1 protein-coding gene is annotated in these 228 nt (G+C 65.8%); it reads right to left on the bottom strand.

The features are described 5' to 3' along the window. Positions 1-224, bottom strand: a 224-nt coding sequence (locus IH09_RS40820) for an AMP-binding protein (RefSeq protein WP_404827324.1), incomplete at its 3' end; no start/stop codon positions are given. Positions 225-228: the final 4 nt, after the last annotated feature.

The raw sequence follows: 228 nt of genomic DNA on the forward strand, positions 1-228 counted from the left end.
GAAACCGACACCACCACCACCGGATCCACCTGACCCAACACCGCCGCAATCCGCTCCACCGGATACTCCGGATCCACCGGAACAAACGCCGCACCCGACTTCACCACCGCCAACAACGACGTCACCATCCCCAACCCCCGCGGCACCACCAACACCACAAACCCCTCAGGCCCCGCACCCAACCCCACCAACCGCCGCGCCAAAACCTCCGCCGCACCATCCAACTCC

It is taken from the genome of Streptomyces celluloflavus, assembly GCA_000720995.1.
Classification (GTDB): Bacteria; Actinomycetota; Actinomycetes; order Streptomycetales; family Streptomycetaceae; genus Streptomyces; species Streptomyces celluloflavus.